The sequence below is a fragment of the Glaciibacter kafniensis genome, from assembly GCF_039538945.1.
GTDB lineage: Bacteria > Actinomycetota > Actinomycetes > Actinomycetales > Microbacteriaceae > Cryobacterium > Cryobacterium kafniensis.
The window spans coordinates 66,863-92,457 of record NZ_BAABCN010000004.1 but is presented as its reverse complement, the minus strand read 5'-3'; the positions used below and the strand labels follow the sequence as shown (position 1 = coordinate 92,457).

Annotated in this window: 16 protein-coding genes; 4 read left to right on the top strand and 12 right to left on the bottom strand. The window is 67.4% G+C overall.

The genetic code is table 11. The features are described from left to right. The first annotated feature begins 9 nt into the window (after positions 1–9). Both ABD791_RS09710 and ABD791_RS09705 read left to right on the top strand, forming a co-directional pair. Positions 10–5,652, top strand: a complete 5,643-nt coding sequence (locus ABD791_RS09710; RefSeq protein WP_345065511.1) for a beta strand repeat-containing protein — start codon at positions 10–12, stop codon at positions 5,650–5,652. 122 nt (positions 5,653–5,774) lie between these two features. After that, on the top strand, positions 5,775–6,824 hold the full coding sequence (locus ABD791_RS09705) for a zinc-dependent alcohol dehydrogenase family protein (protein WP_345065508.1): 1,050 nt from the start codon (positions 5,775–5,777) through the stop codon (positions 6,822–6,824). A gap of 666 nt (positions 6,825–7,490) precedes the next feature. Here ABD791_RS09705 and ABD791_RS09700 read toward each other — a convergent pair. Then, positions 7,491–8,084: a nitroreductase family protein gene (locus tag ABD791_RS09700; RefSeq protein ID WP_345065505.1), complete on the bottom strand. Its 594-nt coding sequence runs from the start codon at positions 8,082–8,084 to the stop codon at positions 7,491–7,493. 244 nt (positions 8,085–8,328) lie between these two features. Here ABD791_RS09700 and ABD791_RS09695 point away from each other — a divergent pair, with 244 nt between their 5' ends. Beyond that, positions 8,329–8,943 (top strand): hypothetical protein, encoded by a 615-nt coding sequence (locus tag ABD791_RS09695; protein ID WP_345065502.1) that lies wholly within the window; start codon positions 8,329–8,331, stop codon positions 8,941–8,943. A 25-nt stretch (positions 8,944–8,968) separates the two neighbouring features. Here ABD791_RS09695 and ABD791_RS09690 read toward each other — a convergent pair whose 3' ends face one another. The 4 genes from ABD791_RS09690 to ABD791_RS09675 all read right to left on the bottom strand — a co-directional run bounded on the left by ABD791_RS09690 (position 8,969) and on the right by ABD791_RS09675 (position 14,199). Then, positions 8,969–10,666 carry a long-chain-fatty-acid--CoA ligase gene (locus tag ABD791_RS09690; RefSeq protein WP_345065499.1) on the bottom strand — a complete coding sequence of 566 codons (1,698 nt, stop codon included), beginning with the start codon at positions 10,664–10,666 and terminating at the stop codon, positions 8,969–8,971. A 137-nt stretch (positions 10,667–10,803) separates the two neighbouring features. Next, on the bottom strand, positions 10,804–11,874 hold the full coding sequence (locus tag ABD791_RS09685; RefSeq protein ID WP_345065496.1) for a threonine aldolase family protein: 1,071 nt from the start codon (positions 11,872–11,874) through the stop codon (positions 10,804–10,806). Positions 11,875–12,133: 259 nt separating this feature from the next. Further along, positions 12,134–13,306, bottom strand: coding sequence for an ABC transporter permease (locus ABD791_RS09680; protein ID WP_486326971.1), 1,173 nt, complete (start codon positions 13,304–13,306; stop codon positions 12,134–12,136). Further along, complete coding sequence (locus ABD791_RS09675; RefSeq protein WP_345065493.1) at positions 13,303–14,199, bottom strand: ABC transporter ATP-binding protein; 897 nt, start codon at positions 14,197–14,199, stop codon at positions 13,303–13,305. Before ABD791_RS09675 ends, ABD791_RS09680 begins: the two co-directional genes overlap by 4 nt. A gap of 152 nt (positions 14,200–14,351) precedes the next feature. On the opposite strand from ABD791_RS09675, the gene ABD791_RS09670 reads away from it, so the two are divergent. Further along, on the top strand, positions 14,352–15,782 hold the full coding sequence (locus tag ABD791_RS09670; RefSeq protein WP_345065490.1) for a hypothetical protein: 1,431 nt from the start codon (positions 14,352–14,354) through the stop codon (positions 15,780–15,782). A gap of 141 nt (positions 15,783–15,923) precedes the next feature. Here ABD791_RS09670 and ABD791_RS09665 read toward each other — a convergent pair whose 3' ends face one another. The 7 genes from ABD791_RS09665 to ABD791_RS09635 form a co-directional block, all read right to left on the bottom strand. Next, positions 15,924–16,847 carry an aldose 1-epimerase family protein gene (locus ABD791_RS09665; protein ID WP_345065487.1) on the bottom strand — a complete coding sequence of 308 codons (924 nt, stop codon included), beginning with the start codon at positions 16,845–16,847 and terminating at the stop codon, positions 15,924–15,926. A 40-nt stretch (positions 16,848–16,887) separates the two neighbouring features. Further along, the gene (locus ABD791_RS09660) at positions 16,888–17,772 is read right to left on the bottom strand and encodes a response regulator (RefSeq protein WP_345065484.1); all 885 of its coding nucleotides are present in this window, start codon (positions 17,770–17,772) and stop codon (positions 16,888–16,890) included. 3 nt (positions 17,773–17,775) lie between these two features. Then, positions 17,776–19,254, bottom strand: coding sequence for a sensor histidine kinase (locus ABD791_RS09655; protein WP_345065480.1), 1,479 nt, complete (start codon positions 19,252–19,254; stop codon positions 17,776–17,778). Between the two features lie 275 nt (positions 19,255–19,529). After that, positions 19,530–20,900 (bottom strand): carboxypeptidase regulatory-like domain-containing protein, encoded by a 1,371-nt coding sequence (locus ABD791_RS09650; protein WP_345065477.1) that lies wholly within the window; start codon positions 20,898–20,900, stop codon positions 19,530–19,532. Between the two features lie 220 nt (positions 20,901–21,120). Continuing rightward, positions 21,121–21,825, bottom strand: coding sequence for an SDR family NAD(P)-dependent oxidoreductase (locus ABD791_RS09645; protein WP_345065474.1), 705 nt, complete (start codon positions 21,823–21,825; stop codon positions 21,121–21,123). Beyond that, positions 21,818–23,236: a DUF6421 family protein gene (locus tag ABD791_RS09640; RefSeq protein ID WP_345065471.1), complete on the bottom strand. Its 1,419-nt coding sequence runs from the start codon at positions 23,234–23,236 to the stop codon at positions 21,818–21,820. The genes ABD791_RS09645 and ABD791_RS09640 overlap by 8 nt, the downstream gene beginning before the upstream one ends. 186 nt (positions 23,237–23,422) lie before the next feature. After that, positions 23,423–25,588, bottom strand: a complete 2,166-nt coding sequence (locus ABD791_RS09635; RefSeq protein WP_345065468.1) for a putative Ig domain-containing protein — start codon at positions 25,586–25,588, stop codon at positions 23,423–23,425. Between the last annotated feature and the right edge of the window lie 7 nt (positions 25,589–25,595).

Here is a 25,595-nt window from a genome sequence, read left to right as displayed (position 1 = left end):
TGGCAGACGATGATTTCGCTCACCGTACCTTCGCGCCGTTCCCGCATCCTGGCCGCGTTTGTTGCGCTCGGCCTCGTCTCCTCTGGTTCGTTGCTTGTCGTGTCGCCGGCCCATGCCGTGGCCGGCTCTCCCATCGTCGTCACCAGCACGGAGGATTCCGACGCTCCAGGAGCGTGCGTGAGCTCATCAAACACGACATTGAGCATTCCCGTCACTCTACGCAACGCCCTCTGCGTTGCGAACAACCGGGGTGGCGTCGTCGACATCACGCTGATGGCTGGGCAGTATCAGCTCAGTGCGGCATCAGGCGGTGCCCTCCGCATCGGTACCAAGTCCGGATCGGTGATTTCTCTCACTGGCACAAACGCGGCATCGACCACTATCCGTGGTGACGGCGCCCACCAGGTCATGGTGCTCGACGAATCGATGGTCGGCGGCGTGGCAGTGAATCTGCGCGGTCTGACGATTACCGGAGGAGTGGACAACGTCTACGGTGGCGGCGGAATCATCGGCGGATCCGGTTCCTCCGACGTGGCGCCGGACACCCTGGTGGTGACCGACTCCGAGATCACGGGCAACAGCGCCAACACGACGGCCGATTCGACGCTGAACCCGGGTGGCGGCATCCAGTTCATCGGCGGCTCACTCAGCATCGTCAACTCGACCATCAGCGACAACTCCTCTGGCAGCAGCGCCGGCGGTGGTATCGCCTATCAGGCCGTTGGCGTCGGCACGGAGAAGCTGACGATCACCGGGTCGACGTTCAGCAGAAACAGCACGACCACGAAGACATCTCTGCCGAACGGCGGCGCAGCGCTCGCCCTGGATGACGTCGGCGGCAAGGCCACGATGGCCATCAGCACCAGCACATTCATGAGCAACACAGCAGGGGCATCGGCGTTCCCGGCTGTCGGGGCTGCAATCTGGCAGCGCGGTGGAACCCTCTCTCTCGATCAATCGATCGTGACCGGAAACGCGATCACTGGCCCGGCCGGCGGAGGCGCGCTGCAGATCGATGGCGGTGCAGTCACCGCTCATTTCAACCGCATCGTCTCGAACAGCGGCGCAGTGGGGCTCGCGAGCGCGGCCTCTCCTTCGCCCACGATCGTAGCGACGAACAACTGGTGGGGTTGCGCTCCAGGGGCCAACGGATGCTCCGCGGTCACCCTGGCCTCGGGAGCCGTGGCCGAAGTCAAGGCAGTTGCGCACCCGTACCTCACCCTGACCGCGACTGCCAACACGACTCCGATCGTTGCGCCAGCGAAGTCGGCAACAATCACTGCGACTGTACTGAAGAACTCTGCCGGAACCGCGATATCGGCGGCCAACCTGCAGGTACTTGAGGGTCTTCCGGTCGCCTGGGGCAACCCGCTTCCGAGCGGAGCCACCCTCGTTCCCGTCTCGACGACGTTAGCCAACGGAACAGCAACTGCGACGTTCGACGCGAAGACGACCGAGGGGCCCGGGTCGGCGCAGGCCTCGGTCGACGGCATCGCGGCTACGGCACCGCTCGAAATTCACACACCGCCGAAGATCACCAGCGCTGCATCCTCCGGCGCTGTAGTCGGCGCCCCCCGCACAGGTGATCTCGTCACGACGACCGGGTTCCCTGCTCCAGTGATCAGCCGAACTGGCACGCTGCCGACCGGACTGACTTTCACCGACATGAAAAACGGTATTGCCACGCTGACCGGAACACCGGCTGCGGGGCAGGGCGGCGACTACCCGATCACTGTCACCGCCGACAACGGCGTCGGAACTGCTGCCACCCAGACGATCGCCCTGCGAGTGAGCGAGGCACCCGGCATCGGCAGCGCGGCGAACACGAGCTTCACCGTCGGGCAAAGCGCAAGCTTCACTGTGACCACCGGTGGGTTCCCGGCGGTATCGACAATCGTCGAGAGCGGAACCTTGCCGACCGGGGTCACGTTCACCGACAACTCCGACGGCACAGCGACGTTGGCCGGAAAACCGGCCGTCGGCACAGGCCGAATCTACCCACTCACCTTCACCGCTACGAACGGCACCAACCCGAACGCGAGCCAGAGCTTCGTGCTGACTGTCATCGAACCCGCGGTGGTCACCGCGCAGCCGACGTCGACGACCAACGTCGCAGGCACAACAACAAGCTTCTCGGCCGCTGCCACCGGGTTCCCGGTGCCCACCGTGAAATGGCAGGTCTCGACCAACGCCGGCGCGACATTCACCGACGTGCCAGGCGCGACCGCGACCACCCTGAGCTTCGCAGTGGCACAGTCCGATAACGGCAACCGCTACCGCGCCGTTTTCAGCAACGGCTCAACCGCTACGTCCAACGCGGCCACGCTGACCGTCGGAACTCCGCCGACAATCACGAGCGCGGCATCCGCCACGTTCACGGTGAACGGAACCAGCCAGAACTTCGCCGTCACGAGCACGGGCACGCCCGCTGCAGCGCTCACCCTGAGCGGTGCGCCGGCCTGGCTCAGCCTGGTCGACGCCGACGACGGAACCGCTGTGCTGAAGGGCAAGCCGCCAGTCGGCAGTGGCACCGCCTCGCTGCCGCTCACCATCACCGCAGCCAACGGCTTCGGTACGGATGCAACGCAGGCGTTCGTCCTGACAGTCACCGAAGCGCCACGCATCACCAGCGCGACGGAGGCGACCTTCGTGGTCGGCACTGATTCATCCTTTACCGTGACGACGGCCGGCCACCCCACCGCGACGACTCTGACGCAAACCGGTGCGCTACCGACTGGTGTCACCTTCACGGACAACCACGATGGAACCGCGACCCTCGGCGGAACTCCCGATACCGGCCAGTGCGGCGCGTATGAGGTGGCGTTCACGGCGAGCAACGGCGTCGGGACGAACGCTGAGCAGACCTTCGCGCTGTCGGTCAATGAAGCACCGGTGGTCACCGGGAACCCGGACGATGTAGCACGACTCGTCGGTGACCCGGTCGGCTTCACTGCCGTGGCCAGTGGATATCCCGTTCCCACCGTGCAGTGGCAGGTCTCCAGCAATGGCGTGGACTACGCGGATGTTGCCGGCGCGACGGCAGCCACCCTCGGCTTCATCGCATCTCAATCACAGAACGGCAACCGCTATCGCGCCGTGTTCACCAATAGCAGTGGCCCGGCAGTCACGACTGACGCCAGTCTCGTCGTTGGAACTCTCCCCGTGATCACGAGCGCCCCGCAGACTGCCTTCGCCCTCACCGGCGGGTTGCAATCTTTCACTCTCACGGCGTCAGGTGGGCCGGCGCCCGCGATTGGTGTTCCCAGTGGGCTGCCCAGCTGGCTCACGCTGATCGACGCGGGCAACGGTACGGCGACCTTCGCGGGCACGCCGCCGGCAGGGTCGGCGGGAACATACTCCTTCACTATCCATGCAGAGAATCTCTTCAACGAAACTGAGCAGGACTTCACGCTCACGGTCAGCTCAGCACCCTCGATCACGAGTGGCGACACCGCCGCTTTCGCTGTCGGCTCCGCTGGCACCTTCACCTTTACTACCGCACCCGGTTTTCCGGCTGAAACAACTGTGAAGCTGACCGGAGACCTTCCAGAGGGCGTTGGTTTTGCCGACCTCGGTGATGGAACCGCGACCCTCACCGGCACTCCGGAGGCGGCGGCGGGCAAGAGCTACCCGCTCACACTGACCGCGAGCAACACCGCGGGTGACACGACCCAGGTCTTCACGCTGGTCGTGAACGAACCATCGACGTTCATCAGCAGCATGAATGCGGCATTCACCGTCGGCACATCGGGCAGCTTCACGGTGGCGACCGGAGGCGGCTATCCGGCCGTAGCCTCAATTGCCGCAGTGCCGAGCGGCGCAGCGCTGCCGACCGACCTGGCATTTGTCGACAACGGCGACGGCACGGCGACCATCTCCGGCACGGCAGCGGCCGGCTCCGGCGGCGTCTACACGCTGCAGCTCACCGGTGTCAGCGGTGTCACGCCCGACGCGACGCAGACGCTCACTGTGACGGTGTCCGAGGCACCGGCCATCGGGGCGAACCCGGCGGCCACCACGGTGACCGCGGGCAGCACCGCCACCTTCACCGCACTCGCCACCGGTTACCCCGCCCCGACCGTGAAGTGGCAGGCCTCGATCGACGGCGGCTCGCACTACACGGATGTCTCCGGCGCGACCGCTGCAACGCTCAGCTTCACCGCCAGCCAGCCCCAGAACGGCACGCTCTACCGAGCCGTCTTCTCCAACGGCGCCTCCAGCACCGATGCGACGACGACTCCCGCCCAGCTGACCGTCGGCACCCCGCCGGTCGTGACCAGTGCCGCATCCGCCACGTTCCTCGTTGACGGCTCGGCGCAGAACTTCACCGCCACCACAACGGGCAGCCCGACCGCCGATCTCACCCTGAGCGGCGATGTGCCGAGCTGGCTCGACTTCACCGACAACGGCGACGGCACGGCCACTCTGAGCGGAACGCCCGAGGCCGGCAGCGGTGGCGACTACGTGATGACGCTGGGAGCGACAAACACGTTCGCTCCGGATGCCGCCCAGACGCTGACGCTGACGGTCGCTGAGGCGCCGACGATCACCAGCGCAGCAGACACCGCGTTCGAGGTCGGGGTCAACGGCAGCTTCGCCATCGAAGCGGATGCCGGCTTCCCGACGGTCACCACGTTCAGCCTCACCGGCACCGTTCCGGGCGGTCTGACGTTCACCGACAACGGCGACGGCACGGCTTCGCTGGCCGGAACCCCGACGCCGGGCGCCGGCGGAACCCACGCGCTGACGGTGACCGCGGCCAATGCGGGTGGGGTATCGGTCAGCCAGACCCTCACAGTGACGGTGAACGAGACGCCGCACTTCACGAGCGGCGCGGCAGCGACCTTCACCCACGGCATCACCGGTTCGGCCACGATCGAGACCGGGGCGGGCTTCCCTGCCGCGACGAGCATCACGGCGACCGGTGAGCTGCCGCACGGCCTGACCTTCACCGACAACGGCGATGGCACCGCGACGCTCGACGGCCTCACGACCGCTGAGCCGGGCACCTACCTGCTGGATCTCACCGCGGGCAATGGCGTCGGAACCGATGCAGCACAGACGTTCACGGTTACGGTCGTGGCGGCTGCGACCGTTCCTCTGCCGATCGTTGTCCCGGAAAGCGATGTCTCCCTCATCGGCGTTCCGGCCACGGCCACGCCAGGCCAGAAGCTCACGGTGACCGCAGATGGGTTCGCGGCCGCTGCGCCGATCACATTCGGGATCTACTCGGTGCCGCGCCAGTTGGCGGTAGCCGCGGCGGATGCCTCGGGCAGCGTCACGGTGGAGCTCACGTTGCCGACTGACCTCTTCGGAAAGCACACAATCGTGGCCTCGGGTCTCGATAGCGACGGAAACCAGCGTTTCGTCACCTCGGTCATCACGATCGAGAAGGCGGTGGTCGATCCGACGGATCCGACGGATCCGACGGATCCGACGGATCCGACGAACCCGACTGATCCGACTGATCCGACGAACCCGACGAACCCGACTGTCCCGGGCGGAAACCCGAGCGTGCCGGGTGGCACGTCGACGACTCCGCTCGCCGGAACCGGTGTGAATGACGGGCTGGCGATGGCCGGGATGTTCGGAGTGCTCATGCTGGTCGCCGGGGCGTTCGTGCTCGTGCGTCGCCGCCGCATCCGCTCGTAGGCGGGTCGGCTGCATCGGTTGCCTCCCACGCGCGGAGAGTTCAGCTGCGCGCAGACGGGCAGACGGATGCTGCGGGGCGGGCTCCCGCGCCGCCACCCAGGCACGCGGGTTAGGCTCTGCACATGCGTGCGACAGTGATTTACGGTGAACGAGACATCCGCCTCGACGAGGTAGCAGACCCCAAGCTTTCTTCTGGCGGTGACGCCATCGTGCGCGTCGTGGCCGCGTGCGTCTGCGGCTCAGACCTCTGGCCGTACCGCGGCGTGACCCCGACGACCGAGCCACACCGGATCGGCCACGAGTTCGTCGGAATCGTGCAGGAGATCGGTCCCGATGTGCAGACCGTTGCCGTCGGCGACTTCGTGATCGCCCCGTTCTACGACTGCGACAACACCTGCGTCAACTGCCGAAATGGGGTGAGCACCTCCTGCCTGAACGGTGGGTGGTGGGGCTCAGAAGACAAGTTCGGTGGGTTCGCGGATGGCGCCCAGGGAGAGCTCGTGCGCGTGCCGCACGCTGACGGTTCGCTCGTCGCCACCCCGCAGATGCCGGAGGCCGAGCAGGTTCCCGGTCTGCTGACGTTGGCCGATGTGATGGGCACCGGGCACCACGCGGCTGTCTCGGCCGGTGTGACTCTGGGCAGCACCGTCGTCGTGGTCGGCGACGGCGCCGTCGGACTCTGCGCGATCATCGCCGCCAAGCGTCTCGGCGCCTCCCGCATCGTGGCCATGTCTCGGCACGCCGACCGGCAGGCGCTCGCCCTCGAATTCGGGGCGACCGACATCGTCGAGGAGCGCGGCGACGAGGGTGTCGCACGCATCCGGGAGATGTTCGACGGCATCGGCGCGGACTGCATTCTCGAGTGCGTCGGCACGAAGGAGTCAATGGACCAGGCGATCCGCTCGGCCCGACCCGGCGGCATGGTGGGCTATGTCGGTGCCCCGAACGGTGGCCCCGAGCTGCCGGTTCGCTCCCTGTTCAACCGCAACGTGGGCGTGAACGGCGGTGTCGCATCCGTGCGCGGCTACATCGAGGAGCTTCTGCCCGAGGTGTTGTCTGGCGAGATCGACCCCGGTCGCGTGTTCGACCTGCAGCTGCCGCTGGCGGATGTCGCCGAGGCGTATGCCGCGATGGACGAGCGTCGGGCGATCAAGGTGTTGTTGCGGCCGTAACCCATTTCGTTGATCGAGGAGCGCCCGACGGAGTCGGCCGCGTCTCTGAGGTATATGGGCCATTTCGTTGGTCGAGGAGCAGCCGACGCAGGAGCGCGCATCTCGAGACCAGGCGAGCCGATCTCTTGACGTGGGTCGCGTTTGAGGATTGGCTCGCGACGTCTCGAGCTCGACCGCCACATTGCCGCCGCGCGGGTCAGGCGCCGTTACGCGCGCCGGCCCCAGTGCGCGCCGCGGCATCGAACCCGCGCAACGGTATTTCGCCTGAAAGCGGCCGGGCTTCCGACCCGCGCGGCGGCGCTCAACCCGCGCAGCGCCATCCGTGGTCGGCCCGTTTCGCAATCCGAGGGTCGAAAGCCGCGACGCCCATTGAGTTCAGTGGGCGTCGCGGTTCTCGACCTGCGCAGCACCAACGATCGGCCTGAGGCACATGCCGATGGCCGGGGCGGGCACGCTGAGCGGCTAACGGGGTCGGCAAGCTCGACCAACCGATCGGTGATCGAGCCGCTTCGGTGATCAAGGAGCAGCCGACGTAGGAGGCCGCGTCATTTCGTTGGTCGAGGAACGAGCGAGCGAAGCGAGCCCGTGACTATGAGGTATATGACCGTTTCGTTGATCGAGGAGCGCGCGAGCTTGCGAGCACGCGTCTCGACCAACGGGTGGGCCCTAGTCGTTGGCGAGCAGCAGCTCGTCGAGCGGCTTGCGGGTACGCGGCGTCGACTCACGTTCGAGAATCTCGGCGCTCATCGACGAGACATCCGCCAGCGTGCCGAGCGCGGTGACCGAGACCACGGTCTGCTTGTCGCTCAGACCGAAGGCTTCGGCGATGGCCGCTGCATCGAAGCCACCCATCTGGTGGGTGTGCAGGCCCTCGTGCTGCGCCTGAACCGAGAGGTGCGCAACAGCCTGGCCGAGGTCGTAGGAGGCCCAGGGGTTGTCCTGCTCCGGCTTCATGGTGGCGTCGGCCACGTTGGCGATCAACACGGATGCACTGTCGGCCCACATCTTGTTGAAGCCGGCCAGCTGGTCGTGAATCTTTGCGAAGCTGTCGGTGCCACGGCGGGTGACGATGAAACGGGCCGGCTGGATGTTCGCGGCGGAGGGAGCCCAGCGGGCGGCCTCGAGCACGGTGGTCAGGGTGGCCTCGTCGATGACGGCGGTGGCGTCGTAGCCGCGCGGGCTCCAACGCTCGGCCAGGGTGGTGAGCAGCGGCGCGTCGGTGTCGGCGGAACGGTTGACGGTGTCAGTGATGAGTGTCATGGGTGTGGATCTTTCCTCGCGTGGACTGGATGCGGGGCGACTCTGACCCACCCGATACAACCGGTATGGGGCACAGGTATTCCGAACCTGTGCATCCTCGAAGAAATCGGCGGAGTGTGATCGGCGGAGGAACTTCGCCGGTGGACCGCACGCAGATTGCGAAGTACCGTAGACCGCATGCGAGCCACTGCGGGTGAAGCATCCTGTCCGACTGTCCGTGCACCTCTTGACGAAGCTGCCGCCAATGAATGACGTCGGTGCTGACGGTATCGGTGCTGACGGTGTCGGTGCTGATCGTGTCGGTGCTGACGAGTCGCGCCCGCGACCGCCCGGGCATCGCTGGACGGGGCCGACGGTAGCGAACGCCACCAAATCTGTCATCGCCATGGCCGGCGTATATCGCACCGAATATGCGATCTACGGCACCGTCTTGGTCAGCGCGCTCATCGCAGTGGGCTGGAAGTTCAACACGGACTGGGAAGTGTTGGTCTTCACGGTGGGCACGATCGGAGTGTTCTGGCTGGCCCACATCTACTCGGGCGTCGTCGCGCGGGAGGAGACGATCGGCCCACGCTGGAAGGCGATCAGCCATGCCGCATATCGCTCGGCGCAACATTCGGTCGGCATGGTCGTTGCGATGCTGCTGCCGGCGTTCTTTTTGCTGCTCGCCGTGATGGGACTGCTCGACGAGTACGTCGCCTACTACATCGCGCTCTGGGTGGGCGTGGGGATTCTCGCGGTTCTCGGCTTCGTGAACTCCGCGCGACGCGGGCAGCGCTGGGGACTACGCCTGTTGAGCGCTGCCGCGACGTCGCTTCTCGGATTGGCCGTGATCTGGCTGAGTACCCTCGTGCACTGAGCGGATGCGAGGTGGTTGCGCTGGGTCAGCCCGCCGTGCGCGTCAGCTGCTCCCGCACCTGGCGGCGCAACACCTTGCCGATCAGCGAATGCGGCAGCTCATCGACCTGCACGATGGTGCGGGGCACCTTGTAGGCCGACAGCAGGCCGCGGCAGTGCTGGCGCAACGCCGGGGCGTCGAGAACCGCGCCAGGCACGAGCACGACGGCAGCGGTGACAACCTCTCCGCCTGACTCATGCGGGATGCCGACCACCGCGACATCCGCCACCGACGGATACGCCAACAGCGCCTCTTCGACCTCCGACGGCGCCACGTTGAAGCCGCCGGTGATGATGAGTTCCTTCATCCGGTCGACGATCGTGATGAAGCCATCCGCCGAGACGCGCACAATGTCGCCGGTGCGCAGCCAGCCGTCGGCGAGCAGCACCGCGGCCGTCTCGTCTGATCGGTTCCAGTAGCCGGCGAACACCTGTGGCCCGCGCACGAGCAGCTCGCCCTCTTCGTCGAAGCCGCGGTCGACGCTCGGATCGTCGGGGTCAGTCACCCGAATCTCGGTGCTCGGAAACGGCACCCCGACGGTGCCAGGTCGCCGGCTCGGGCCGATCGGGTTTCCGGCCGCAACCGGCGAGGTCTCAGTCATGCCGTACCCCTCGACGAGCAGGCCGCCGGTGGCTGCCTCCCAGCGTTGGACCGTTGCGACAGGCAGGTTCATCGCGCCAGAGATGGCGAAGCGGATGCCGGTCAGGCTGACTTTGCGCTCGGCTGCGGCCCGCTCGAGGCGGTCGTAGATCGGCGGGACAGCGGGCAGAAACGTCGGCGGCGTGGTGCGCGCAGCATCCAACACCAGACCAGGGTCGAACTTGGGAAAGAGCACCAGCCGGGCGCCCATGCTCATCGCGAAGGTCAGGCAGAGGGTGAGGCCGTAGGCGTGGAACATCGGCAGCACGGCGTAGAACACCTCTTTGCCGGGCTGGAGACCCGGCACCCAGGCCGCGCCCTGCAACGCATTGGAGTAGAGGTTGTTGTGAGTGAGGATGGCGCCCTTCGGCGATCCGGTGGTGCCGCTCGTGTACTGCAGCACAGCAATGTCGGTGACCGCCGGGCGCGGGTGCGAACGGCGAAGCGCCCGTGAGGTGACGAGGGTGTCCCAGCTGATCGCACCCTTGCTCAGGGTAGACGAGGTGAGCGCGGCGCGAGCGGTGCGGGCCTTCGGGATGGGCAGGCGCAGCGCGACCCGTTTGCCGAACGGCATCGCCCTGGTCACGTCGACCGAGACCGTCGCGCGCACGGCGATGTCCTTCGGAAAGGCCAGCACGGTGTCGACGACCTTGTCCCAGACGATGGCGACGCGGGCGCCGTGATCCTCGAACTGGTGGCGCAGCTCCCGCGGCGTGTAGAGCGGGTTGTGTTCGACGACGATCGCGCCGAGGCGCAGCACGGCATAGAAAGCCACGATGTGCTGCGGACAGTTCGGCAGCACGAGGGCTACCCGGTCGCCGGCCTTCACCCCAAGCTTCGCCAGGCCATTCGCCACGCGGGAGATTTGCTCACCGAGCAGGCTGTAGCTGGTGGTCGCGCCGAAGAAATCGAGGGCGACGGCCGACGTGTAGGTCTTCACCGTCGCATCCATCATGTCGACGAGCGACCCGGTCGGCGGCACAATCGTCGCCGGAACGCCCTCCGCGTAGGCCGAGAGCCAGGGCTTGTCTGCGAAGGCGTTCATCGTCGATACTCCTCAATCATCTGCGCGGGTGGTGCGTGTCGCGCTCGGTTCTCCCGAGCTCGCGCGTGCGCTCAAATTGTCGCGTCGACCGGAGCTGAGCCGACGATTTGAGCGCACTCGCGAGGCGGGAAGGGCGGTCACGGGGCCGAGAGCTCCTGGCGCAGCGCCGCGATGAACGCGTCGATGTCGTCTTCGCTGGTGTCGAATCCGCACATCCAACGCACCTCGCGGGTGGCCGGGTTCCAGTCGTAGAACCGGAACGACTCGCGCAGGCGATCGGCGACTCCGGCCGGCAGAATGGCGAAAACCGCGTTGGACTGGGTGGCCTGCGTGAACGAGAGGCCGTGCAGCGAGCCGTCGGCGAGGCCCGCTTCGAGGGCGCTGCGCAGGCGCTGGGCCATCCCGTTGGCGTGGCTGGCATTCTGCAGCCAGAGGTCGCCCTCAAGCAGCGCAATGAACTGGGCAGACACGAACCGCATCTTCGAGGAGAGCTGCATGTTGAGCTTGCGCAGGTACTTCAGGCCGGCGGATGCAGCGGGGTTCAGCACCACGATGCACTCGCCGAGCATCATGCCGTTTTTGGTGCCGCCGAAGCTGAGCACGTCGACACCGGCGTCGCGGGTGAACTCCCGGAACGGTACGCCGAGGCTGGCCGCCGCGTTCGAGATGCGCGCGCCATCCATGTGCAAGCTCATGCCATGGGCGTGCGCGTAGTCGGCGATCGCGCGAACTTCGTCTGGCGTGTATGCGGTGCCGAGCTCGGTGGTCTGGGTGATCGACACGACGAGCGGCTGCGCGCGGTGCTCGTCGCCCCAGCCCCAGGCCTCTTGGGCGATGAGTTCGGGGGTGAGCTTGCCGTTGGGCGTCTCGATGCCGAGCAGCTTGAGGCCGCCGACGCGCTCGGGGGCACCGCCCTCATCGGAGTTGATGTGCGCGGTGGTGGCGCAGATGACAGCACCCCAGCGCGGAACCATCGACTGCAGTCCGGTGACATTGGCGCCGGTTCCGTTGAACACCGGAAAGGCTTCGACGCCCTCGCCGAAGTGGCTGACGAAGACCTCGGTGAGGCGATTCGTGTAGACATCGTCGCCATAGGCGATCTGATGTGCACCGTTCGCCGTGGCGATGGCCTCAAGGATCTGCGGGTGGATGCCCGAGTAGTTGTCGGATGCGAAACCGCGGGACGTCAGGTCGTGGAGTTGGGTCACCCCCCTATCTTCCCGTACAACAACGCGCCGATTCTGTGCGTGGGCTGCATGAAACGTGCGGGGCAGTGGCCTGTGACGCAGCATCCGTCTCCCGCGTGGCGCGCTTCGTCGTGGAGACTACCTCGTCGCCACCGGCAGGTACGTTTTCGCTGCGTGTTCCCACCATTCGACGGAGATTCCACGCGAAACGGGCCCAATCGGGCCCGAATGCGTCTGTGGGAGAAAAATCTCCGTCGAATGGGGAGAGAGCGCTGAAGGGCTAGCCCCGCAGCGCCTCCTTGAGGCTGACCCGGCCCCCCATGCGCAGCAGTGAGTTCGAGTAGATGCGCGAACCGAGCGCGATCACGACGAGGGTCGTCACGATCAGGATGACGAGGGCGAGCAGTGGCTCCCACCACTCGGCGGTGCCGAGGAAGATGCGCATCGGCATCCCGACCGGGGCGCTGAATGGAACATAGGACATGATCGTCAGCACCGTGGGGTTGTCGTTGAAGAAGATCACCAGAAAGTAGGGAAGCATCACGAGCATCATCACGGGGGAGGTGACGGATCCCACGTCCTCTTGGCGGGAGACCATCGAGGCGGTTGCGGCGTAGAGCGCGGCGAGCAGCACGAAGCCGAACGCGAAGAATACGGCGAACCAGACGACCGATGGGCCGAGATCAGTCAGCAGCACCCGTTGACCGGTCACCGCCATCGCGGTGGAGACGAGTACTCCGATCAGGGCGATTTGGGCGAAGGCCATGATGCTGTTGCCCAGGATCTTGCCGGCCAGCAGGGCCCGCACCGGCACGGCCGACATCAGGATTTCGACGACGCGGGTCTGCTTCTCCTCGACCACGCTCTGCGCGATGGTCGTGCCGAAGGTCATGGCCGAGATGAAGAAGACCAGCCCGAATCCGATCGCGACGAGGTATCTCAGAAAGCCGTTCTGGCTGGGCGGTTGCAGCAACTCGACGCTCGGCGAGACGCTGAGCGCGCCCATCACCCCGCTGGGCGCCGACTCGAGGGCGATCACCGAGATGTCGAGCGGGGAGTCAGCGGAGGTGGCCGGCACGATGGCCGCCTCGACCGAGCCGTCACGCACCAGCGCTTCGGCGGCGGCCACGCTCTCGGCCGGAACGGCGTCGAGGGCGGGGTTGTCGGCGATCACGGCGGCGGCCGAGCCGACGACGGCGACCTTGGGCAGCGTCGGGTTGGCACTGGTGATTCCGCCGGCGACGACGGAGCCGACGGCGAACAGCAGCAGGATTCCGGTGGAGATCAGGAACGCCTTGCTGCGGATGCGTGCCATGATTTCACGGCTCGCGACGAGCCAGATGCTCTGGCCGATGGCGGGGGCGGGGCGGGTGGTGCGCGGGCGGATGTCGGTGCTCGGGGCGCCGTGTGAGCCGGATGCGACGGCCGGGGCGGTGGTCGGTGTGGTGTTCATCGAACGACCTCCTTGAAGATGGTGGCGAGCGAGGGGCGCTGGGGTCCGAATGACTTCACGCCTCCTCTGGCGATGGCCTGGGAGAGTACCGACTGGCTCGCGGCATCCGTCTCGGCTTCGAAGGCGGCATACCCGCCGTCGAAGTCGACGACAGTGACGCCGGTCACGTCGCGGATCCAGCCGGCGTCGCCGTCGGTGTGGATTTCGAAGAGGGGGGTGCTGAACTGCTCGCGCAGCTGCTCGCTCTGGCCGGCGGCACGAATCTGGCCGTCGGCGATGATGACGAGGTCGTCGCAGAGCCTTTCGACGATGTCGAGCTGGTGCGAGGAGAAGAGCACGGGAACGCCGCCGGCGGCGTAGTCCTTGAGCACGCTCTGCACGGCTTCGACGGCCATCGGGTCAAGGCCGGAGAACGGCTCGTCGAGTACGAGGAACTCGGGGTCGTGCACGAGGGCCGCGGCGATCTGCGCGCGCTGCTGGTTGCCGAGGGAGAGCCCTTCGACGGGGTCGCCGGCGCGCTCGCCGAGGCCGAGTCGCTCGAGAAGTTCTGCGGTGTTGCGCCGGGCTTCGGCCGGGCTGAGACCGTGCAGGCGGGCCAGGTAGACCAGCTGCTCTGCCACCTTCATCTTCGGGTAGAGCCCGCGCTCCTCCGGCATGTAGCCGAAACGGCGGCGGTCGCCGGCCGTGAGCGGTGTGCCATCGAGCAGCACGGATCCGGAAGCGGGGCCGCTGTCTGGCGCGAGCACGCCGAGGATGATCCGCATGGTGGTGGTCTTGCCGGCCCCGTTGCCGCCGACGAAACCGGTCATCCGGCCGTTGCCGACGGTGAAGCTCACATCGCGCAGCACGTGGCGGCTGCCGTAGTGCTTGTTGACGTCTCTGATCTCGAGCATGAGTGCCCTTTCGTCTGCTGGTGGTCTCAGACTAGGGAGCGGACCGGCTGCGGCGCATCCGTCGCGTGGGTGAACGTCAGAAGGTCGGTGGTTGGAGGCTCCGCCGTGCGGGGGAGCGCGCGATAGGTTGGAGCCCAAGCGGAGGGGAACGCATGGGGAGCGACGGCAGTTCACGCGACGGCAGTTCACGCGATGGCACCGACAGTGAAACGGATGCGGTCGGCGGCGACATTCTGCCACGCACGCCGGCCGCGGGCCGGCTCAGCCGCCCCGGTGCCGTGCTGCCCGGGCGCACGATCGGTGAATCGTTCATCAGGGCGCTCTCGCTCGGCGCGAAGCTCGGCGCGGGGATCGGACTCGTTGCCGGTGCGTTGTTCGGTGTGGCACTCGACCTGGAGGAGCCCGGAGGCAACACTGTCGGCATCGCGATCGCTGGCGCGTTTGCCGGCGTGCTGATTGGAGTGCTTGTCGGTCTGGTCTGCGGGTGTAGTGCGGCGTTGGGGGTGCTCGCGGGGGTCGGTGTCGGCGCGACGGGCCGGTGGGCCAAAGCGATAGCGGGAGCGGTTGGAGCGCTCCTGGGCGTTCTCGCCATTGCTGGCGTTGCCGAGGGCAATGGGCGCCCCTGGATCACCGCAGTTCTTTCTTCTGGCTCGTTGGTCGGAGGGCTCGGGGCGTTGGTCGCTCTGGCGGCCGTCGCTGCTGCCGCGCTGAGCATTAGCGTTCTCGACTCCGACTCGCGGCGACTCGCGGCGGTTCGTGCGTCGACAGAGAGACCAGGTGCGGCGGCATCGGCGGCACCGATGGCGTCGCCCGGCGCCGAAGCTGCCCCAGCGGCGGCCGTTCGACGGGGGCCGCCGCCGATTCCAGGTCGGGTCAGTGGCGACGCCGACCTCACTCCGACGCCAGGCGGGGTGGCACTGCTGACCACCTGCATTCTCGCCGTGACGCTGCTGAGCGGGATGGCGCTGCTCGGCATGGTCACGGATGCACGGGATGCGTACGCCGAACAGCAGCAGTGGCTGTGGCCAACGGAGCCGACTGAATTGCACGAGACGGTGCCGCCTGTTGCCGGGGCAGCACCCAACCCGGAGGCCGACCCGAGCGAACCGGGTACGCAACTGAACGCATCCGAGGTGCACATCGGCATGCAGGCGGTGCTTGATGCCGCGGTCACCGCCGCGGGGCCGGCTGCGGTGTGGACTGTCTCGCACGGCGACGGTACGCGCGGTGCGCTGGGTGAGGCTCCCGCTGAGGAGCCCGCTGAGGCTCCCGTTGTCTCCTTCGAAGCCTGTGCCGAGGGGGCAGGGGTGTCGACGATCTATCCGGATGTGAGTTTCACCACCGGCGTCATCACCGACACGACCTCCGATGAGCATGACCGCGAGGTCACCGACTCAAACGTGGCGGCATCGGAGCGCATCGTCGCGGCGTGGGAGGCGCTCGGCTACAACGAAGACAGCGATCTGGGTGGAAACATCGACCTCGCGGGGTCAGCCGCTCTGCCGGCGAAGAGTCTGCACGTGCGTTACTCGTTCGGCTTGGTCACGCTCGTGCGGGTGGGCCCCTGCCTGCCGGGAGGCTGATCCGGTTCCGCGCGCATCCGTTGGGGCGCCCTTTTCGCGCCGAGCTTGATACTTCCGGTCGAGTTGCCCCGGCACAGCAGGGATTCTCGACCGAAACGGTCAAACTCGGCGGCGCGGAAACCGCCGGCCGAAAGCCGCGGCTTAGAGCGCCGCGATCGTCCAGCCGACCGAGGCGAGCTGCCCCGGCTTGAGCATGATCAGGTCGGTTCCCGAGTTGAACGCGTCGGGCGGGCAGGTCATCGGCTCGACAGCCAGGCCGCGGCGGCTGGTCGCAGGATCGGGCTGGTCGGCGGTGTGCACCTGCACCCACTTGCAGCCGGTGCTCCAGCGCATCGCGACCCCGGTGCCCGACGGCGCGGTCACGCGCACCTCGGCGATGCCGTCCTCGTCGCGGCTCAGCCCGGTGAAGGCGTGGTCGATCATGGTGTCGCCGATCACGCGGGGCGTGCGAAAGTCGAGCGCCCCATCGCCCTCGGTGGCGACATCCGTCAGCTCAATCGGAATCAGCCGGTCGTCGGTGACGGTGAGTACTTCAGCGGCCGGCAGGCTGAGCGTCCAGGAGTCGATCGTGCCGTCGCCGGCCACCAGGTAGGGGTGGGGGCCGGTTCCGTAGGGGGCGGCATCCGGGCCGACGTTGCGGGCCATCATGGTGGTGCGCAGGCCGTCGGCGTCGAGCGTGTACTCGACCCGCAGCTGCAGGCGGAAGGGGTAGCCCACCTGGGGCTCGATGGTCGTGGCGAGCACGAGGCGGTCCGCTGCCTCCTCGAGCGCGATGAAGTCGAGCCAGCTGGCGAGACCGTGGAGGGCATGGCCGCGGCCCGGCTCGGTGAGGCTCAGCTGCTGGCTGACCCCGTCGATCGTGTAGCGACCGTCGACGACCCGGTTCGGCCACGGGGCCAGGATGGCGCCGCGAAACGCGGGGCGCACCTCGTCGGCGTCGAACGGAACAATGAGGTCGCGCCCGGCGTGCGCCAGGGTGCGCAGAGTCGCGCCCACGCTCGCGACGGTGGCGGTGTAATCACCGAAGGAGAGCTCGAACTGGGTGCCGGAAAGCGGAATGGTCATCTGTCAATTCTGCCGGTGATTCGGGTGGTGCGGTGACGCCTCAGCGCACGATGTCGGCTGCCGAGGCGCCGAGGCGCTCGCCGGGCACCACGAGGCCGTGTTCGTAGGCATAGACGACGGCCTGAATGCGATCCCGCAGCCCCAGTTTCATCAGCACCTTCGAGACGTGGGTCTTCACCGTGGCCTCACCGAGAAAGAGCCGGCCGGCGATCTCGGCGTTCGCGAGGCCGAGCGCCAGCAGGCCGAGCACCTCGGCTTCGCGATCGGTGAGGTCGTCGAGCGCATCGGGCAGCGCGTGAACGGATGGTGCGGTGTCTGCCGGTCGGTCGGCATCCGAGCCAGGGTGCGCACCGGCGCTCGCCCGTGAAGTTGCCGCTACGCTCCCGCTCCCGCTCTCGCGACCGCTCGCGGCACCTGCAGTGCTCGGGCCAGCGGAACTCGCCCCTGCGCCGCTTTCGTCGGCGACGTTGCGACCGGCAGTGGCCCCTGCCCCGGCCACAAACCGCTCGATCACCCGGCGCGTGACGTCGGGAGCGAGCAGCGCATTGCCCTGCGCGAGCACCTGCACCGCCTCAATCAGGGCCTCGGGCGACGAGTTCTTCAGGATGAATCCGCTCGCGCCGTGCTGCAACGCCTCGAACAGGTAGTCCTCGCGGTCGAACGTCGTCAGCACCAGAATCGCCGAACGGATGCCCGGGTTTGCGACGATCTCGCGGGTGGCGGTCAGGCCGTCGACGCCGGGCATCTGCACGTCCATGCAGATCACGTCGGGGTTGAGGGCGGCAGCCGCTTCGATCGCAGCGTGTCCGTCGGCGGCCTCGCCGACCACGACGATGCCCGGCTCCGACTCGAGGATGATGCGGAATCCGGCACGCACCAGCGCCTGATCGTCGACCAGGAGCACGCGAATGGGGGCGGGGTTCATCGGCTAGTTCTCCAGCTCTGCGGGGTGGGTGGGCGAGTGCGGTGGCGCCAGCGGAAAGCGTGCCCGCACCCGGTAGCCGCCGCGGGGTCGCGCGCCGAGCTCCAGCGTGCCGCCGCCGGCCGCGACGCGTTCGCGCATGCCCAGGTGGCCGTGGCCGCCGGAGGCGGCGGGACCGCGGGTGCTTCCCGCAGCGGCTCCCGTGGCGACGCCAGACGTGACTCCCGCGGCGACTCCCGCAGCGGCGCCGGAAGCGACTCTCGCGGCGACTCCCGTTCTCGACGCCGGCAGTCGACCGACCCCATCGTCCGTGACCTCGAGCTCAACGGCATCCGTTTCATAGCGCAACCGCAGGTCGACGCTCACCCCGGATCCCGCATGCTTGCGCGTGTTCGTGAGCGCCTCTTGGGCGATGCGATAGATGTTGAGGCTGATCGTGCCCGGCAGCGTGCGCGGGTCGCCGACGATGCCGAACTGCACGGGAATTCCGGCCGCCCGACTCTGTTCAGCCAACTCCTCAAGCTGGGCGACGCCGCGGGTGCTGCTGCTCAGGCTCGCTGGGGTCGGCCCGAACGCCAACCCCTGCGTCACCCCAGGCGCAACGTCAGTTGCGTCGGCCGCGTCATCCGCGTCATCCGCCCGCAACGCGGTCAGCAGCGCGCCGAGCTCGTCGACGGCGCTGCGAGCGCTCTGCTCGATCTGGCTGAGCGCCTGCGCTGCTGCTGCCGGATCTCGATCCAGGATGCGCCGCGCCGCGCCCGCCTGCACGCCCATCACCGAGACGTGGTGCGCCACGACATCGTGCAACTCCCTGGCGATCCTCACGCGTTCGAGCGCGACCGCCTGCGCGGCGCTGTGCTGACGTTCGCGCGCGAGTTCCTGGGTGCGCTCCTCCAACACCGCCGAGCGACGCGCGGATTGCCACGCCGTGTCACCGAAATAGTAGGCAGCCCCGAAGTAGAGCAGGTTGATCAGCACCTGCAGCAGCCCCCAGGCGGCATACGGCGAGAACGCCCCGTCACGCGAGAGACCGGGCATCGTCGTGGCCTGGTTCGCCTGTGTGATCAGCGCCCAGAACAACCAGACGAACATGGCAACGACGATGAAGAGACGCAGCCAGCGCGCCAGCATCCGGTTCTGCCCCCACGCCCCGACCGTGAAAATGGCGACGTAGAGACAGATGTTGCTGAACAGTAGATCGACGGCACCGAGCATGGCCCCGCCGGCGAACACAACGGACACGAAGACGGCCACGGCCTCCGGCCAGCGGCGCCGAGCGGCCAGCGGAAGGGTGATCCCGGCGACCCAGAGCGCAGCGAGCCACACGGGGGAATCGGAGTAAATTCCGGCTCCGCGCGAGAGCGAGATGCTCAGCGCGGTGCCGGCGGCCAGAACCACAGCAATCCAGGCGTCGGCACGGTAGGCGGATGCGCCGGGCCGGGGCCGTCGCCAGCCCTCGGCTGACGGGTCGGTCAGGTCGGTCATTCCTCCACGGTACTGGGCGGGGCCCCTCTGCGGATCCGTCGCGCGGGGGAGAGGCCCGGTTCTCCCCGCCCGTCCACGTCCATGCGAGAGAAGACGCGCGCGCGTGCGCCCGAAACGTCGCTTCGCGCGTGGGCAGGCGACGATTTGAGCGCACGCGCGGCGCGAGACGGGGGATCCCGCGAGACGGGGCATCCGCTCACGGAGGGGTGTTGCACTCCCGGGCACGCAAAAGGGGGCGCAGCCTGTCGGCCGCGCCCCCTTCGAACTACGAGTGGTTAGACGTGCGCGCGACGGCGACGCACGGCCACCAGGGCTGCCACGCCGAGGAGGGCGAGCAGCGCGGCGGTAGCGCCCAGCGGTGCCGGGTTGGCGCCGGTCTCTGCGAGTACCGCAGCGACACTGATCGTGACGCTCGACACGGTGCCGCTGAACTGGCCGACGACGACGAGCGTGTGCGAACCAGCGGCCAGCTGACCGAGCACGTCAGCGCTCAGGGTGACCTGGGCGACGCCGTTCACGACCGGGAATGAGCCAACGCTGATCGGCGAGGAGTACAGGTAGGCGTCGACGAAGCTGTCCGATCCCGCGAACGGCACGTTGGCGGAGTAGCTCTGGGTCGGGTTCAGATCGCCGGCGGGCAGGCCTGCGGCGGTCTGGGTCAACGGCGCGGAACCGGCGGCCTCGAGGAACGCGGCCAGGTCGGCTGAATCGGCGACCGGTGCGGCTGCGATCGGCAGCTGCGGGGTGCTGCTGGTGTTTCCCGTGGAGTATCCGTCTGCGAAGCCGTCCAGGTGGCCGATGGCCTGCACCCAGATGAGCTTGCCCGCGAGTTCAGCGGTCACGGGAAGCTGCGCTGCGTCGAAATCGTGGATGTCGCCCGAGTTCTGCTGACCCGGAGCAACGGCGCCCCACTGGTAGCTGAACGTCGTGCCGGCCGGCCAGCCGGCCGGGGTCGCGGTGAGTGTGCCGCCCGCGACGTGGTCGCCGGAGAGCGTGACGGTGCCGGCAGGCACAGGCGTCAGGAGTTCAACGCTCAGGTTGACGTCTGCGTCAGTGATGGAGACGGTCTTGTTCTGGGTTGCGTATCCCTCTGCGGCAATCACCACGGTGAGGTCAGCGGCGGGGAGCAGGTTCTCAAATGAGAACTTTCCGTCTGCGTCAACCGGCGTGTACCAGGGCGAGGTTCCATCACTGGGGTAGAGCGTGGCGGTGGGGGCGAAGGCCGGGTTGGCGTCCTTGGCCGTGATCACACCGTTGATCGAGAACCGTGCGGGCTCTTCGGGCAGGTCCTGCACCAGGTTGAACTCGCCGAAGTCGACGTTTGAGCCTTCAACGTCGAGACCGCTTGAGTAGGGGAGGTAGCCGTCCGCGGAGATAGTGAACTCGTAGTGGCCATCTTCTACCGACAGGGAGAAAACGCCATCGCTATCGGTAACGGCGGAAGCGCCATCTTCGATCGCGAACTCAGCTCCGGTCAGAGGGGCATGACCGGTCTCGGTCATGCCGGTGACTGTTCCGGTTGCCGTGTGGGTTTCGGGAGCAGCCGAAGCGGGCGCGGCGGCCACGAGGGAAAGCCCGCCGATCATGGCGAGGCCGAGGCCCAGGGCGGCAACGCGGCGCAGGCCGCTGGTGGGAGTTTTTTTCACGTTTTTTGGTCCTCATTCACTGTGGAAAGGTAACTGCTGGTGGAGACCGGTGAATTGTGAACGCAAAAAAGTCCTCTGCCCCCCGAAAGGCTCCGCCGCGAGTCTATCGGCGGATTCGCAGGCGATATGCGATTTTGACCCCAAAGGGGGGTAGAGGGGTGTCGTTTTGTTGCCGTACTGAGACCGTCGTGTCGGGCCTCGGCCGACGCAACCAACCCAGCTACGCGCCGAGTCGCACCCGCGCGTTGTTGACGGATGCCGCATCCGCGTTCCACAGGCCGACAACCTGGCTCGCCAGTTCGGCTTCCAACCCCTCGAGCGAGCGCACCACGAAGATGACCGCCGCGGCATGCGGGGCCTTCGCGAACCCCTGCCCGACCGCGCGGGTCCAGGTTTCGGCCGCAGCCTTCGCGGCGGCATAGTTCGCACCGCCCGGTGCCGGCTTGTCGACAGAGACACTCGACACGATCGCGAGCCGCCCGGCCGGCGAGGCCAGGAGGTCGGCGTTGAACGCGCGCGTTGTGTTGCGCAGCGTCGTGACCACATTGCGGTGCAGAAAGTCCCAGTCGTCGTCGCTCTGGCCGGCAAGTCCGCCGCCACCGCGCCATCCGCCCACCAGGTGAATCAGCCCGTCGACACCGCCATGCCCGTGCTCGGCTGCCCGGTCGCGAATCTCTGACGCCAGTGCCGTCACCGATTCGAAGTCAGCGAGGTCGCAGACACGCGTGATGGCGCCCGGAACCTGCTCGGCGAACCCGGCCAAACGCTCAGCGTTCGAACCCACCGCGATCACGCGGGCGCCGGCCGCCCGGAGTGCGGTCGCGACCGCGACCCCGGCCGCGCTGGTCGCACCGGCAATGAGCACGGTGCGACCAGCGACGGTCGAGGGGGCGGCGACAGCCGACGAGTCGGCGTCGTTAGTCACGAGCGGTGATGCCCTTGGTCGACTCGATGACCGTCTTCATCTTCTTGTCGAGTGCCTCGAAGAACATCGACAGCGGAAACTCGTCGTCCATCACGAGGTCGGTGTACCCCTTCGGCGGTCCGGCGAGCACCTCGAGCGGAAGCCCGCGTGCCCAGGCCGAGGCCGGGTTCGGCGTGAGCGTCTCGGCGATCATGTCGTACGCGGCCAGCCAATGCGCCTTCTTCGGGCGGTCGATCGACTTCCAGTAGAGCTCGTCGATCTGGGCGCCGAGCGCGATCACGACATCCGGAACCGCGTCCCAGTCGAAGTCGAGCTTGGTGTCGGTCCAGTGCAACACGTGGTGCTGGTGCATCCAGGCGAACAACAGCTGTCCGCCGAGGCCGTCATAGTTGCGCACCCGGCTGCCGGTGATCGAGAACCGGAAGATCCGGTCGAAGATCACGCCGTACTGAACCAACTTGGCGTGCTTGCGTGCCTCGGGGCTGGCGTTCTCGTCCCGCTCGATCTTCACCGACTCGCGGAATGCGGTGAGGTCGCAGCGCAGTTCCTCCAGTGAGTAGAGGAAGAACGGCATCCGCTGCTTGATCATGAACGGGTCGAACGGCAGGTCGCCGCGCATGTGCGTGCGGTCGTGGATGAGATCCCACATGACGAACATTTCTTCGGTCAGGTGCTGGTCATCGAGCAGAGTCGCCGCGTCTTCGGGCAGTTCGAGACGCGTGATGTCGGCTGCCGCGCGCACGACCCGTCGGTAGCGGGCCGCCTCGCGGTCCTGGAAGATCGCGCCCCAGGTGAAGGTCGGAATCTCGCGCATCGCCACGGTCTCAGGAAACAGCACGGCCGAGTTCGTGTCGTAGCCGGCCGTGAAGTCGAGGAACCGAATCGGCACGAACAAGCCGTTGGTGTACTCCTCTTCCAGCGCGGCGATGAACTCCGGCCAGATCACCTCGACCAGCACGGCCTCGACGAAACGGATTGTGCTGCCGTTCTGCGTGTACATCGGAAAAACCACGAGGTGACGGATGCCGTCGGCTCGGTGCTGCTGCGGCTGGAAAGCCATCAGCGAGTCATAGAAGTCGGGCACGCCGAAGCCACCGGCTCCCTCTGCACCGACCACCCAGCGCACGAAGTCGGCACGGAGCGCGCTGAGGTAGGCAGCGTCGTGCGGGAACAGCGGCGCGAGTTCTTCGACAGCCTGGGTCAGCGTTGCGACCTGGGCCGCGGCATCCGTGTGGTCAGCCGCGTCGGGAATCGAGCCATCCTGGGCCTGCACGGCCTGAAGCGCCGTCGCGGCGTTCTTCAGACGGAGCCAGGCGGGGTGGGTTTCGACGCCGACGGCGAGGTTGCTGGTGCGGGCGTCTTCGACAACCTCGGGCTCACCGACCAGTGCAGATGCAATGTAATTCGACATGGGAACCTCCCGTCCTCGTTGATAGGCCGCGGATGCAGCATAGAGTGGCGCAAAAACTGCGCCACTCTTCAGGCTAGCGAGGGATGCCCAGCGTTTTCTTGCAGGCTTCGCAGGAAAGCTGCGTCAGGCGCGGGTGGACGCGTCTTCTCGTCGGCCTTCTCGCAAGTCTTCTCTTCAGTCTTCTCTTCAGCGCGAGCGAGCGCGGGTGCGGAAGGAGAGCAGGAGGCCTGCCGCGAGCAACGCGGCCGCCAGACCGCCGGCCGGAATCAGGTCGGGCCCGGTGGAGGCGAGTGCGCCGGCGGGGGTGCTGCTGCCCGGAGTTGTGCCGGGGACGGCGGTTCCTGGATCGGTGCCAGGATCGGTTGCGGGATCGGTGCCTGGATCGGTGCCTGGATCGGTGCCTGGATCCGTCCCTGGATCGGTTCCAGGGTCGGTGCTGTCGTCTTCAACGATCATGAGGGCGCTCCAGCCGATCACCTCGTTGTCGTCGTTCTGCACCGCGATTCGGTGAGCACCGAGCTCCGCGTCGACCGGAATCGTCACCGTGATGGAGAGATCGCTGCTGACGGTGAACCAATCGCCGAGGGGCAGCGGCGTGGAGTGCAGCCAGGCCGAGACCTGGTCGCCCGCTGCGGCAGTCGGAACGGTGACGATAACCTCGTCGCCGACCTGGGCGGTGCTGCGGTCGAGCGTGATGCCGCCTTCCAGCGCAGGGGTCAGTGCCGTGTCCGGCATCCCGACGGGGGCCCCGCGAGAGACGCTCAATGAGAGGTCGATGGTTGCCGCGGCCGTGACATCGTTGCTCGCGGTCACGGTAAAGGCCGAGTCGCCGATGGCGGCCGGAGTGCCGGAGATGAACCCAGTTGCGGCGTCAAGCGTCAGGCCGCTCGGCAGCGTTCCGGCCGATACGGCGAAGGTCGGGGACGGCTTTCCGCTGGCGGTGAGCTGGAACGAGTAATGCACGTTCTTCGTGGCAGCCCCTGGGGCGGCCGAGGTGAATGCGATGGTCTCGGTGAGAAAGGCGGCACGGATGTCGGTGGCGCTGTCGTCGAGGTAGTCGTAGATCCATACGGCGGTCACGCGACCGTCGGCGCCGACGGCAAGCTGAGGCTCGTTGGCGTAGCCGGGGTTGACCGGGGCGACCGGTGTGCTCCAGGTGGCGCCGCCATCCGTTGAGCTACTGCTCTGGATGGCGTCGGGGCCCGGGCGGTGACCCCAGGCTGCGGTGATGGTCCCGGCGGAGTCGACCACGAGCTGCGGAGCAAAGCTTTTATCGCTGCTCGTGACGTCGACCGGTGCCGACCACGTTGCGCCGCCATCGGCGGAGTGGCTGCTCTGCACCACTTCGGCCGTGGCCGACATCGAGATCCAGGCGGCGGTGAGGTCACCGTCCGGGGCAACAGCCAGGGTGTGACCCTGCTTCGGATCGCCGCTGGTCACGGCGGCGGGAGCGCTCCAGAGCACTCCGTCGCTCGAACTGCTCGCCGTGATGGTCGGGGTGCCGGTGACGACTGCGAGCCAGAGGGCGGTCGAGGTGCCGTCGGCAGCGGTGACCAGATCGGGGGATTCGGTGCCCGTCCTCTCGCCGAGCACGATCGAAGCCGACCACGCGGTGTCTCCGGCGGCGAGGTGGGCGCTCTCCACGACGCTGGCTGCGCCGGCGTTCACGTTCCACACGGCGCTGAAGGCTCCATCGGCATCCGCTGCGATCGCCGGAGCGCTCGTATTGAAGGTGGCGGAAATCGTTGCCGGCGCGGTCCAGGAGAGACCGCTGTCGGCGGAGGTGCTGCCCTGGATCTGACCGCCGCTGGCAGCACTGTTCACCCAGACCGCCCCGAGGAGGCCGTCTGAGGCGGCGACGGTCACGTTGCCGCTGTTGCCTGAATTCGAGACGGCAACCGGCGCTGACCAGGTCGCGCCGCCGTCAGGGGAGGTGCTGCTCAGAACTGTCGACAGCGTCACGACGTTGTTCCAGACGGCGTTGTCCCAGACCGCGGTGACGACACCCGCGGCGCCGGCGACAAGGTGGGCCCCCGAGTTGTTGCCAGCGGTGGAGATGGCGGTGGGGGCGCTCCAGGTCAGCCCGTCGTCATTGGAATAGCTGCTTTCGAGCACCATGTCACCCGAGGTGTAGTTGCTCCACGCGGCGACGAGGTTACCGCCAGGGATGCTCACAACGGTCTGACCGGAGGCATCCCAATTGGTGGTGGTCGTCACGGTGACCGGAGCAGACCATCCGAGCAGTGCAGGGGTACCAGCCGCCGAGGCAGCAGGTGCGAGCCCGAATGCGAGGAGGGCAGCCGTGAGGGCTGCGACGGCGGTGAAACGGGTGGCAGGTCGAAAGGCAATCACCGTGCAA